Consider the following 12,332-nt stretch of genomic DNA (forward strand, 5'->3'; position numbering starts at 1 on the left):
CGACCGAGCTGAGCGGTCAGTTCGCGGCGCGCTCGCGCGTGCCGATCGTACTGGCTGCTTTCGCTTGCTTCGCGGGCTTGCGCCGCGCACGCGCTTTCTTGAGCCAGATGAGCACGCCGGTCACGCTGAGCATCGCGACGACGAGTCCGGTGAAGCTGATCGCGATGCGGCCCGGCAGACCGGCGATGCGTCCCGAATGCAGCGGAAACTGCGCCTGAATAAAGATGTCGCCCGCGCTGCCCTTGCCGGGAATCTGCCGGCCGAGCACTTCGCCCGTGCGCGCGTTCATCATGAGCCAGGCATTGCCGAGCCCAGCGTCGCCGTGATCCTTGCCTGCCGCGTAGTAGCCCACGCCGTACACGCCTGATGTGGGCAGCCCGAAGAGTCCGCCCGGCGGTTCGGTGATGCCTTCGCGGCGCCCCACGTCGGCGGCTTCGGTCACGATGCGTTCGCGCGCGGTCGTGGCCTCTGCGGGCGTGATTGCGGGGCCGGGAGCCACGATGCGGAACGGGTCCGGCGCGAGCGTCGAGAAGACCGACACCACCGGGCGCACGACCTGCGCGCCGAGGTTCATCGAAATGGACGTGACGGCCACGACGATCAGGAGTCCCCAGAGCCACACGCCGCCCGAGCGGTGCAGGTCGAACGTGAGCGCATAACCGCCGCGCTTCACGCGAAACGCGAGCGACTTGCGCCAGCTTTTCAGGCTCGGGAACGCAAGCACGATCGCGATGAAGCCGTCGAGAAGCCACACCATCCCCACCACGCCCATCGTCCAGACGCCGAAGTCGATGCCCATCTTCGTCGGCATGAAGAGCGTGTAGTGGAGCTGGTAGAGAAACGGAATCAGGTTCTGGCGCGCAAGCGATGCCTTGCCCCACATGCGGCGGCCTTGCTCTTCGCCCGTGACGGGGTCGAGCGCGACCTGGTTGAAGTCGAGCGCGTAGGGCGCCTGGCTTACGGGATCGACGCGCGGCGCCACCAGCGCGATCCAGGTGTGACCGGGCTCGACGGCAAGCGGCATGAAGGTCACGACCGCGTGCGGTTCCTCGGCCTCGAGCCGCTTGGCGAGTTCGAGCGCGGGCAGCGGCGTGCCCGGCGTCGCACTACGGAAGAACGAAGGGTTGAGCAGCGCGTCGAGTTCGTGGTCCCACGCGATCACCGCGCCGGTGAGTCCGGCGAGGAACAGGAAGGCCGCGGTGCCAAGACCGAACCAGCGGTGCAGGCGGACCAGCAGCGGTCTCATGCAAAACCTCGGTTCGCCGGCCAGCGTGCGCGGGCGAACGCGATGACGATTGGGTTCACGGCAACTCTTGAAAAATACTGCAAATAGGAATCGTTTGCATTCTACGGATCCACCGTCGAAGGCGCAAGCTTTGCGAAAGGCAGGGATTTGGGGGCGGAAGCCGTGCGGGACGCGCAGGCGGCGCCCCGGCGCTGACGAACTGACGTCGCGAGCGCCGCTACGGCGTTGAGAGGCAAAGGCTGGCCGTGGCGGCCAGACGTCTCGTCAGACGGGGTCCTTGTCCGGCGGTCCCTCGGGCTGCTGCGGTTCGTCGTTGTGATGGCCCGGGGCCGGTGGGGTCAGCGGGTCGCGTTCGGGGTCCCGCGTCGGATCGGCGAGCGGATCGGGAAGCGGATTCGTGTGCGAACAGATCATCGCGAGGTCCTCTTGCGCTAAGGCGTATTGCCGTGCACATGGCCGTGCTTGCGGCCGGGTAGTGCGCGTCACCTTATAAGCCTAGGCGATCGATTGCGTGCCAGGCAGTCGCAATTGAACAATCTCCGCGCGTGAGTACGCGTGAGCGCGCCGGAATCAGAGCCCGTCGAGGTCGGCTGGCGTGTCGACGTCGCGCAGAATGCCGGGGTCGTCCACTTCAATCCGCGTGAGAGGGTGCGAGTTGAGCAGGGCGCGCGCGCCCGCGTCGCCATCGAGCGCGACGAGCGCTGCGCGGTGAGGGTAGCCGAAGCCCACGGGATGTCCGCGCTGCCCTTGGTAGAACGGCGCGACGAGCGATGCTCCGCCGTCCAGCGCACGCGCCACGGCTTCGATCGATTCGACGGCAATGCAGGGCATGTCGGCCAGCGCGACGATCCAGCTCTCCGCCTCATGGTCGGTTTCCACGCCGGCGGCAAGGCTCGCGCCCATGCCGCGCGCGGCGTCGGGCGCGAATACCACGTCGCAGCCCGCGTCGTTGAGCACGTGCGCGAGCGTTTCCGCTCCGGGGCGCACCACGGCGATCACTCTGGGGACGACACGCAGCAACCGTTGCGCGGACTCGCGCGCGACGCACGTACCTTCGGGGAGGGGAGCGAGGAGTTTGTTGCGCAGACCATTGGGATCGAAGCGCGAACCGGTGCCGGCGGCGAGCAACACGCCGGTGGCGAACGAAGCATAGGCCATGGGTGTGAACGCCCGCGAAGAGGGTGAGCAGTGATTGTGCGGCGCAAGCGCGCGTGAGGCAAGCCCCGCGCGCGCCAATCGACCTGCATTTAGCGACCGCTCTGCACTATGCGGGTGCAGGACTTTCATTGCAGCGCGCGCAGTGCCGCTCACGCAAGCGAATTCGTCTGCGCAACGACCTTGTCGAGCGTGATCGGCAAATCGCGTACGCGCACGCCGGTGGCGTGATACACCGCGTTCGCAATGGCCGCCGGCACGCCGGTAATGCCGATCTCGCCGATGCCGCGCACGCCGAGCGGATTGAAGTGCAAATCCGGCTCGCCCACGAACAGCACGTCCAGTTCGCCGATGTCCGCGTTCACGGGCACGTGATATTCCGCGAGGTTATTGTTCGCAATGCGACCCATGCGCGTGTCGAAAAGCCCCTCTTCGTGCAGGGCCGTGCCCACGCCCCACACCATGCCGCCCATCAATTGGCTGCGCGCTGTCTTTTCGTTGAGCACGCGTCCTACGTCATATGCACCGACGATGCGCGCCACCCGTATCGTTCCCGTATCGGCATCGACATGCACTTCGGCGAACACTGCGCCGAATGAGTGAAATGCATACTGCTGCTTTTCCGCGCCGGGCCTCGTCGCGACCTGTGCCTCGACCGGCTGCCCGCCCGCGCGTGCGATGACGGCGGCGGCCGGATCGCGTCGCGAGGTGTCGGTGCGGCTCACGAGCCAGCCGTCCTGCACGGCGACGTCGTCGGCGGCGAGTCCGTAGACCGGCGAGCCGCGGTCGGCGCGCGCGAGCGCGACGATTTTGTCGCGCACGGCCGTACACGCGGCTTGTACGGCGGGCGAGACGCTTGCCGCCGACTGCGAGCCGCCTGAAACCGGTGCTTGCGGCAAGGTCGAGTCGCCCAGCGCAAAGCGGATGCGATTGGGCGGGAAGCCGAGCGCGTCGGCGGCCACCTGGGTCATCACCGTGTAAGTGCCGGTGCCGATGTCTTGAGTGCCCGACGCGACCATCGCGGTGCCGTCGGGCAGGATGCGCGCCACGGCGGCGGCTTCGCTGCGGTTCGCGGGGTACGTCGCGCTCGCCATGCCGAGGCCGATGAGCGTATTGCCGTTGCGCATGGCGCGCGGCGTGGCGACGCGCCGCGACCAGTTAAAGCGCTGCGCGCCTGCTTCATAGCATTGGCGCAGCGCTTTCGACGACCACGGCTTGCCGTCCTGCGGCTCGCTTTCGGCGTAGTTCTTCAGGCGCAGCGCAACCGGGTCCATCTTCAGTCGCCACGCCAGCTCGTCCATGGCGGATTCGAGCGCGAACGAGCCCGTGGTTTCGCCGGGCGCACGCATGAAGGTCGGCGTGCCGACGTTCAGGGGTACGACACGATGACTTGTACTGCAATTGGGCACCGCGTACATCATGCGCGTGATGAGGCCGGACATCTCCAGCCAGTCTTCGAACGTGGACGTGTGGGCGAGCGTGTCGTGACGCAGGCCCGTGAGCGTGCCGTCCGTGCGCGCGGCGATTGAGAGCTGCTGCTCCGTGTGCGGGCGCGAGCCGACCGACCCGAACATCTGCGGGCGCGCGAGGGCGAGGCGCACGGGGCGCCCTGTCTGCTTCGCGGCCATCGCGCACAGGCTCACGTGCGACCACGACGACCCCTTGCAGCCGAAGCCGCCGCCGAGGAACGGCGAGATCACGCGCACGTTGTCGGGCGCGATGCCGAACACGGCCGCCACGGCGTTGCGTGCGCCGCTCACGCCCTGGGTGGCGTCGTAGAGCGTGAGATCGGGGCCGTCCCAGCGGGCCATCGTCGCGTGCGGCTCCATCGGGTTGTGGAACTGCGTGGGCGTCGTGTAGACCGCGTCGAGGCGTACCGCACCCTCGCTCATGCCGGCCTCCACGTTGCCGCGCGTCGATTCGACCGGGCGGCCCATCGGGCTTGGCGGTGCGTGCGCGTCGCCCTTCGCGCGGTTGAAGTCGAGCGTGGCCTGCGTCGGCGAGTAGGCGATGTCGAGGTGACGCGCGGCGTCCGTCGCATGTTCGAGCGTGTCGGCCACCACGACCGCAACGGGCTCGTTGCTGTAGCGCACGACATTGTCCTGCAGCAGCGTGAGGTGCCGCCCGGCGGGCGGCTTGAGCGGCGAGCGCCCGCCGTTGGGCAGCCGCATCGCGTTCTGGTACGTCATGACGAGCAGCACGCCGGGCATGGACTGCGCGCGGCTCGCGTCGATCGACGTGATCGTGCCGCTCGCAATCGTGCTGGTGACTAGCACGGCATGGGCGAGCCGCGTTTCGGGGAAATCGCTCGCGTAGAGTGCGCCGCCCGTGACCTTGAGCATGCCGTCGATGCGGTCCATCGGCTGTCCGGTCAGCGTGCTCATGCGATCTCTCCGGTGTTTTGCGCTTGCGTGCCGGCGGCGGCGAGCATCGTCGAACGAATGATCGCGCGCTGCGCGAGCCCGATCTTGAAGGCATTGCCGCTCAGCGGCCTCGCTTGTGCGAGTTCCGCTGCTGCGGCCTCGCGCAGCGTCGCCGCATTGAGCGTTTTTCCCGCGAGATGCTGCTCCGCCACGCTCGCGCGCCAGGGCCGATGCGCGATGCCGCCCAGTGCAATGCGTGCCGTGCGTATGCGGTGGCCGTCGAGTTGCAGCGCGCTCGCCACCGAGACGAGCGCGAAGGCATAGCTCGCGCGGTCACGGATCTTGAGATAGTGCGAGTGCTCGCTGAACATGGGTGGCGGCAAGTCGACCGAAGTGATCAGTTCACCTGATTGGAGCGTCGTGTCGAGATCGGGCCGGTCGCCGGGCAAGCGATGGAATGACGCGAATGGAATCGAACGCGTCCCGCGCGGACCGCTCACCTGCACGGTGGCGTCGAGCGCCGCGAGCGCAACGCTCATATCGGATGGATTGACCGCCACGCATTGCGCGCTGGCGCCGAGGATCGCATGCATGCGGTTGAAGCCGTCAACCGCCGCGCAGCCGCTGCCGGGCGCGCGCTTGTTGCATTGGCTGAACGCGGTGTCGTAGAAGTACGGGCAGCGCGTGCGTTGCATCAGATTGCCGCCTATGGTCGCCATGTTGCGCAGTTGCGGCGAGGCGCCTGCGAGCAGCGCTTGCGAAAGCAACGGGTAGCGCGTACGCACGAGCGTGTGATTGGCCGCGTCGCTGTTGCGCACGAGCGCGCCGATGCGCAGGCCGCCGTTGGGCAGCGTATCGACTTGATCGAGCGCCTCGATGCGCGTGATGTCGATGAGCGTCACCGGATGCGCGACGCCTCCTTTCATGAGATCGAGCAGATTCGTGCCGCCGCCGATGAACACCGCGCCGGGTCGCTGCGCGGCGGCGATTGCGCCGTTCACGTCGGCGGCGCGCTGGTAAGAGATGGCATCCATATTTGTGCCTCCTCCGCACTCAGGCGCTGGCCGTGTGCACGTCGCGCACGGCGGCCACGATGTTGACATAGGCGCCGCAGCGGCAGATGTTGCCGCTCATGCGCTCGCGTATTTCGGCGTCGCTCAGTTGCGCGGGGCGTGTGCGCACGTCGGGCGTGGCGGCGCTCGCCGTGCCTGCCGAGAATTCGCTCAGGCATGCCGTTGCCGAGCACAACTGGCCAGGCGTGCAGAAGCCGCACTGAAAGGCATCGTGCTCGATAAAGGCGCGCTGCACGGGACTCAGCGAGGCCACGCCCGCGAGCCCTTCGACCGTGGTGATGCGCTGGCCTTCGTGCATTACCGCGAGCGTGAGACAGCTGTTGATGCGCCTTCCTTCCACGAGCACCGTGCACGCGCCGCACTGACCACGGTCGCAGCCCTTCTTCGTGCCGGTGAGACCCGCATAGTCGCGTAGCGCATCGAGCAACGTAACGCGTGGTTCGATATGCAGCGCATATTCGCGGCCGTTGATATCGAGCCTGACCGGTTGCGCGGGTGCAGGCGGTGGTGCTTGCGTTGGGGCGGTGGCCGACGGCGCGTTTTGCGCATGCAGATGAGGTGTTGCGCTCAGCGCGGCAGCGGCGGCGGCCGATTGCAGGAAGCGGCGGCGCGTAACGTCGGCGGGCGCGCGCGAGGGGGAAGTTTGAGAGGCGTCGTCGCAATCGCACGGCGCATCGAGGGGACGTTCGTTGGACATGGCGATCTGCGGACTCCAGGATGAAGACGGAACGTAAAGAACGTAAGCCGGGACTTCAAGCGCTGGCCGCGCGGGGTTGCGCAGGACTTGGTCGCGCAGCGGGACGCCTCTTTCGTGAAGCAATTCCAATGCCGCGGCCGCTCGGCCGGGCATTGCAGAACTGCAAATTGCACTTCTCGAACACGAAAGTAAAGCGCTTGCGTGTGAATTTTTCGCTGCATATTGCTTGATGGCACATCGCTGTCGAACGGCTGACGCCAGCCCGGCACGAAGCTGGCGCGGTGGACAGGAACGCAATACAGCAAGAGGAAAAGAAGCGTATTGAAAGTTCGCGCGCGGCGAGTGGTTTCGCGCGATATTACGCGCGGTCTTCCTGGAGGTAACGATGCACGAAGGCGATTGCCATGCTGCCTTCACCCACGGCTGAGGCCACGCGCTTGACCGGGCTCAGCCGCACGTCGCCGCAAGCGAAGATGCCGGGCACGCTCGATTCGAGCAGGTAAGGATCGCGCCGGTGCGACCAGCGTCCGGCCTTCACGGCATCGTCGCCGGTCAATACGTAGCCGCGTTTATCGCAGGCGATCTCGGGCGGCAGCCAGCCCGTTTCGGCGTCTGCGCCAATGAACACGAACAGGCCGCCGCATTCGCGCCGGCTCACGCTTGCGCTGGCCGTATTGAGCACGTCGATGGCGTCGAGATGCGTCTCCCCATGCACGCCGACCACTTCGGAATTCAGTTCGACGCGCACGTTCTCTTTCCCGGCCAACTGTTCGACGAGATAGCGCGACATCTTGTTCTCGAGCGATTCGCCGCGCACGATGAGCGTGACGGCGCGCGCATGATTCGCGAAGTACAGCGCGGCTTGTCCCGACGAATTGCCGCCGCCGATCAAATACACGTCGAGTCCGTGTGTGCCGCTTGCTTCGCTGCGCGCCGCGCCGTAATAGATGCCCTTGCCGATGAAGCGGTCGAATCCTTCGATTGCGAGGCGCCGCCACGTGACGCCCGTCGCGAGAATGAGCGTGTGTGCGCGGACCATGTCGCCGCCGTCGAGATGGACTTCGCGCGCGGCGGTGTCGACTCGCGCGACGGCGCGCGTGACGAGGATTTCCGCGCCCAGGCGCCTTGCCTGCTGCAACGCGCGGCTCGCCAGTTCGTCGCCGGAAATGCCGCCGGGAAAGCCCAGATAGTTTTCGATGCGCGATGAGGTGCCAGCCTGGCCGCCCGGCGCTTCCCGTTCGACCACGATGGTACGGAGTCCTTCGGATGCGCCATAGACAGCAGCGGCAAGCCCAGCCGGGCCGCCGCCGATGATCAGCGTGTCGTATTCCGTGAGACGAGGCTGCGTTTGTAGCCCGAGGCGCTCCGCGAGGTCGCGCGTTGCGGGGCGGCTTAGCAACGTGCCGTCGGCGAGGCGCAAAGTCGGGCAGTCCTGTTCTTTCGGGCACGGCCCGTTCCAGCGCGCCTTGAGTTCGGGCGCATCGGGTGTCATCCACTCGCAGCTGATCTGGTTGCGCGCGAGGAACTGGCGCAGGTTCGCGCAGGCCGGGTCCCAGCGCGCACCAACGAGCGTGACGCGCGTTTTCGGCGGCTCCGCGGAAAGGCCTTGCAAGCCGCCTATGCGTTCGCGCGCGAGCGCGCCCATGCGCGTGGCGACCTCGGACGAGGCGGCGGCGAGCGCGTAGTAGTGCTGCGCGTCCACGCGCATGACGCGCGAGGGCAGGGCCGCGCGATACGCGCCGGGAAAGGGGGAGCTGAGCGCGAGCGGAACCTCGCCGAAGATCGTGCCGGGCAAGCGCCACCCAAGCGTGCGCTCGACGCCGTCGAACAGCTTCACGACCTCCATCTTGCCGGACAGCACGGCATACAGCGCACGCTCGCCGCCTTCATGCACGGCGTATTCACCGGGATTCAGATGCAAATCCGCGGAAGTTTGGGCGAGGCGTTCGAGTTCGGCTTCGGGGAGCGTGGAGAAAAGCGGCACCGCGCGGATTTCGTCTGGGGTCAGCATGGCTTCGCAGGTAGCGGGCAAGCAGGAAACGACGATGGGACAGCGGCGCGGGGGCCGTGCTTTTGTGTTGCGGCGCGGCCGTTTTTTTGACGTCTCACGCAGTATAGCTGGCGCGGCTGCAGCCGTTTTCCTCGTTGTTCGCCGAACCAATTGACTGACGAATTGCGCATGCGTTTCAATCGAGAGGATCGCTAACCATGTCGCCGGTGGTCAACGCAGCCACCGTCTCGCGAAGCCACACGAGCGCGGGGTCGGCGTGATTGCGTGGATGCCATGCCGCATGCATCGAAAAGCCGCGTGCCTCGAACGGCAATTCGAACAGGTCCACGCGGTCGCGGTAGCGCGCGATGAGCCTGTAAGGGAGCGTCGCCACGTAATCCGTGCACGCAAGCACCTCGGGCACGAGCGTGAAGTGCTGCACCGAGTGCGCCACGCGGCGGCGGCGGCCAAGCGCTTCGAGATGCTCGTCCATGAAGCCGAAGAAGCTCGCGCCGCTGGTCGAAACGAGCACGTGCTCGAGCGCGCAATAGCCGTCCAGGTCGAATGCGGCGGCGCCGCGCGGGTGCCCTTTACGCTGCGCCACGACGAAGCGCTCGTCGTAGAGCTTTCTGGCTTTCAGCGTTGGCGGCACCTGCTGCGCGGAGCCGAGCAGCAAATCGACCTCGCCGCGCTCGAAGCGCTCCGCGAGCGAACCGGATTCAATGGCGATGAACGCCAGTTGCAGCCCGGGCCCGGCCACGCGCGGCCATTCGATCATCAGCGGCAGGCCCAGCACGGCCACGCATTGGTCACTTGCGGCGACCACGAAGCGCCGCGTGCCGGTGAGCGGATCGAAGGCGGGCTCCCGGCGCACCACGGTTTCCAGCGTTTTGAGCGCCGCATGCAGCGGCTCCATGAGTTCGAGCGCGCGCGCCGTGGGCGTCATGCCGCGGCCACTCGCGGCGGGAATGAGCAACGGGTCGTCGAAGAGTTGGCGCAGCCGCGCGAGCTGGGCCGAAACGGCCGGCTGCGTGAGATTCAGGCGCGCGGCGGCGCGCGTGACGTTCGACTCGGCGAGCAGGGCGTCGAGCGACACGAGCAGGTTCAGATCGATGCCGGAGAGATCAATCACGGTGATAGGTGGAATGTTGGCGATTGATTTCAAGAATACGTGCGGCTCGCCTAGAGTTCAATCCGTCGGATCAACCGTGAAACCCCTTTCCACCTGGAGAAGCCATGAAAGCCTGGATGCTCGATCAACCCGGCCAGCCGCTCGCGCTGCGCGAGGTGCCGCAACCCGAACCGCGCCGCGGCGCATTGCTGGTGGGCGTGGAGGCTGTGCCGCTCCTGAGCTACACGCGCCAGTACGTGCAGGGCAAACTGCCCTACGGTTATCCGCCGGGGCCGTTTTCACCGGGCACCAACGCCATCGGCCGGGTGCTCGCGGTCGGCGGAGGCGTGTATGGCTATCGCGTGGGTCAGCGCGTGGCGCTGAGCCCCTACTGGGTCGCGGACGAGGCGCTGCGCGAGCCCGCCCAGGCGCTGATCGGGCTCACGGCGATCAGCCCGGACAGCGCGCCCATGCTCGGCGATTTCCCGCACGGCACGCTGCGCGAGGCGGTCGAGTTTCCGGCCTCGACGGTGTTCCCGCTCGACGGCCTCGATCACATGCCCTCGGCGCAGCTCGCGGCGCTCGGCAAGCTCGTGGTGCCGTTCGGCGGCCTGCGGCGCGGCCGGCTCGCGGCAGGCGAAACCGTGGTGGTGAACGGCGCAGCCGGCGCGTTTGGCTCGGCGGCCGTGCTCGACGCGCTCGCGCTCGGCGCGGGCCGTGTGGTGGCGCTCGGCCGGCGCGCGGCGGCGCTCGCGCCGCTCGCGAAGCTCGGCGGCGGCCGCGTGGCGACCGTGGCTCTCAGCGGCGAGATGGCGCGCGACGTGGAGGCCATCCGCGCCGCCGCGAACGGCGGGGCCGATCTCGCCTTCGACATGGTCGGCCATGCCACCGACCCGGGCGCCACGCTCTCCGCGCTGCGCAGCCTGCGCCGCAACGGCCGCATGGTGCTGATGGGCAGCATGGAGGTGGATTTGCCGATCAAGTATGGGGAGATGCTGCTCAACAACTGGGAGTTGATGGGCCACTTCATGTACAGCGGCGCGGACTACCGCGCGCTGATCGCGGTCGTGCAGTCTGGCCAGTTGCCGCTCGATGCGATCGAAGTGCAGCGCCACGCGTTCGATGCGCTGGAGAGCGCAATCGACGCGGCGGAAAAGGCCGAAGGGCTCACGTGCGTTGCGGTGTGCACATCGTAAAGCGCGCGCACGCGCCATAAACCAATCGGCCCGCATGCGCGACTGACGCTTGCGGGCCGATTTCGTTGCGAGTGCAACGAGCGTTAGTCGATGCCGTGGAACACAGCGTCGTCCGGACCGAGGTAGGCAGGCGGGCGCCACACGGCGTCGCGCATCGAGTGTTGCACGAGATTTTCCACGCCGAGCAGCACCGCGAAGATCGCCATGCGGACCGGAATGCCGTTGTCGGTCTGGCGGAAGATCGCGAGGCGCGGATCGTGGTTCAGATCGGTCGAGAGATCGTTGGCGCCCGGGCGGCTGTCGCGCGGCAGCGGGTGCATCACGAGCGTTTCGGCGCTGCAGCACTCGTCCATCGTTGCCTGGTTGATCTGGAATTCGGGCGTGTAGCCTTCGAACGATTCGTCGGCGAAGCGCTCTTTCTGGATGCGCGTGGCGTACACCACGTCCGCGCCGCGCAGACCCGCGCGCAGGTCGTGCGTTTGCTCGACCACGTGGCCATTGGTCGAAATCTTGTCGACGATGTACGCCGGCATTTCGAGCTGGGGCGGCGAGATGAGCGTGAACTTGATGCCGCGATACAGCGCGAGCAGCTTCACGAGCGAGTGCACCGTGCGGCCGTATTTGAGGTCGCCCACGAGCGCGATATGCGCGCCGTCGACGATCTTGCCCAGACGCGAGAACTCGCGCTGGATCGTGTAGAGGTCGAGCAGCGCCTGGCTCGGGTGTTCGCCGGGACCGTCACCGCCATTGATCACGGGAATGTTCACCGCGCGTGCGAATTCAGCTACCGAGCCTTGATCAGGATGCCGAATCACCATCGCATCCACGTAACCGGCCATCACGCGGCTCGTGTCGTAGATCGATTCGCCCTTGGCCATCGAGGAGAACGTGAAGCCGGTCGTGTCGCACACCGAACCGCCCAGGCGGCAGAACGCAGCGCCGAAGCTCACGCGCGTACGCGTGCTGGCTTCGAAGAACAGATTGCCGAGCACTGCGCCTTCGAGCACGCGCGAGATTTTCCGACGGCGTGCGATGGGCTGCATGATGTCGGCCACGCGGAACAGGGCTTCGACGGAGTCGCGCGAGAACTGGTCAACGGAAAGCAGCTGCGGCTTGCCTTCGAACTGCATCTGGCTGGCGAGCGAACGCGAATCTACGCTTTGCGTATAGTCTTCGCGCGGCTCGCCGTTGCCGACGATTTCCGAAACGAAGCGCTCGACGATCTCCGGCATGGCGCGCGATTCCTGCGACTCCTCGGGGAGGAGCCAGGTGTCGAGCGCGCGACGCGACACGCCGATGCGGCTTGCAAATGCGTCGCGGGTCATGTTCAGACGCCGCATGGCGTCACGGAGGAAGGCTTGTTGCGGAACGCTCATGCTGGCACCCGTGAGTTCTGGTTAATGTACGCGGTGCGTATATTAGTTCGGCGGCGTGAGAAGTCAAGTTCTTTTGTCGGAGGAGCACTTGCGAGGCGTTGCCGCTCGCGCAAGATCGCAGGTCG

The 12,332-nt window shown here is 66.9% G+C and carries 10 protein-coding genes; 1 reads left to right on the plus strand and 9 read right to left on the minus strand.

Translation table 11 applies throughout. The features are described from left to right. Nucleotides 1-16: 16 nt before the first annotated feature. The 8 genes from FAZ97_RS15225 to FAZ97_RS15255 form a co-directional block, all read right to left on the minus strand. Complete coding sequence (locus tag FAZ97_RS15225; protein ID WP_158759315.1) at nt 17-1,246, minus strand: PepSY-associated TM helix domain-containing protein; 1,230 nt, start codon at nt 1,244-1,246, stop codon at nt 17-19. Between the two features lie 264 nt (nt 1,247-1,510). Further along, nucleotides 1,511-1,660, minus strand: coding sequence for a hypothetical protein (locus tag FAZ97_RS35215; RefSeq protein WP_165822772.1), 150 nt, complete (start codon nt 1,658-1,660; stop codon nt 1,511-1,513). Nucleotides 1,661-1,816: 156 nt separating this feature from the next. Continuing rightward, nucleotides 1,817-2,404 carry a nucleotidyltransferase family protein gene (locus FAZ97_RS15230; protein WP_158759316.1) on the minus strand — a complete coding sequence of 196 codons (588 nt, stop codon included), beginning with the start codon at nt 2,402-2,404 and terminating at the stop codon, nt 1,817-1,819. Between the two features lie 149 nt (nt 2,405-2,553). After that, a complete protein-coding gene (locus FAZ97_RS15235; RefSeq protein ID WP_158759317.1) occupies nt 2,554-4,785 on the minus strand; it encodes a xanthine dehydrogenase family protein molybdopterin-binding subunit in 2,232 nt (743 codons plus the stop codon). Next, nucleotides 4,782-5,798, minus strand: coding sequence for an FAD binding domain-containing protein (locus tag FAZ97_RS15240; protein WP_158759318.1), 1,017 nt, complete (start codon nt 5,796-5,798; stop codon nt 4,782-4,784). The genes FAZ97_RS15235 and FAZ97_RS15240 overlap by 4 nt, the downstream gene beginning before the upstream one ends. A gap of 19 nt (nt 5,799-5,817) precedes the next feature. Then, on the minus strand, nt 5,818-6,534 hold the full coding sequence (locus FAZ97_RS15245; RefSeq protein WP_158759319.1) for a (2Fe-2S)-binding protein: 717 nt from the start codon (nt 6,532-6,534) through the stop codon (nt 5,818-5,820). Between the two features lie 358 nt (nt 6,535-6,892). After that, nucleotides 6,893-8,545 (minus strand): FAD-dependent oxidoreductase, encoded by a 1,653-nt coding sequence (locus FAZ97_RS15250; protein WP_158759320.1) that lies wholly within the window; start codon nt 8,543-8,545, stop codon nt 6,893-6,895. Nucleotides 8,546-8,720: 175 nt separating this feature from the next. Continuing rightward, a complete protein-coding gene (locus tag FAZ97_RS15255) occupies nt 8,721-9,656 on the minus strand; it encodes a LysR family transcriptional regulator (protein WP_233271761.1) in 936 nt (311 codons plus the stop codon). 104 nt (nt 9,657-9,760) lie between these two features. On the opposite strand from FAZ97_RS15255, the gene FAZ97_RS15260 reads away from it, so the two are divergent. Beyond that, nucleotides 9,761-10,831 carry a zinc-binding dehydrogenase gene (locus tag FAZ97_RS15260; protein WP_158759322.1) on the plus strand — a complete coding sequence of 357 codons (1,071 nt, stop codon included), beginning with the start codon at nt 9,761-9,763 and terminating at the stop codon, nt 10,829-10,831. A gap of 83 nt (nt 10,832-10,914) precedes the next feature. Here FAZ97_RS15260 and FAZ97_RS15265 read toward each other — a convergent pair whose 3' ends face one another. Next, nucleotides 10,915-12,207 carry an aspartate carbamoyltransferase gene (locus FAZ97_RS15265; protein WP_158759323.1) on the minus strand — a complete coding sequence of 431 codons (1,293 nt, stop codon included), beginning with the start codon at nt 12,205-12,207 and terminating at the stop codon, nt 10,915-10,917. Nucleotides 12,208-12,332: the final 125 nt, after the last annotated feature.

The sequence above is a fragment of the Paraburkholderia acidiphila genome (assembly GCF_009789655.1).
GTDB lineage: Bacteria > Pseudomonadota > Gammaproteobacteria > Burkholderiales > Burkholderiaceae > Paraburkholderia > Paraburkholderia acidiphila.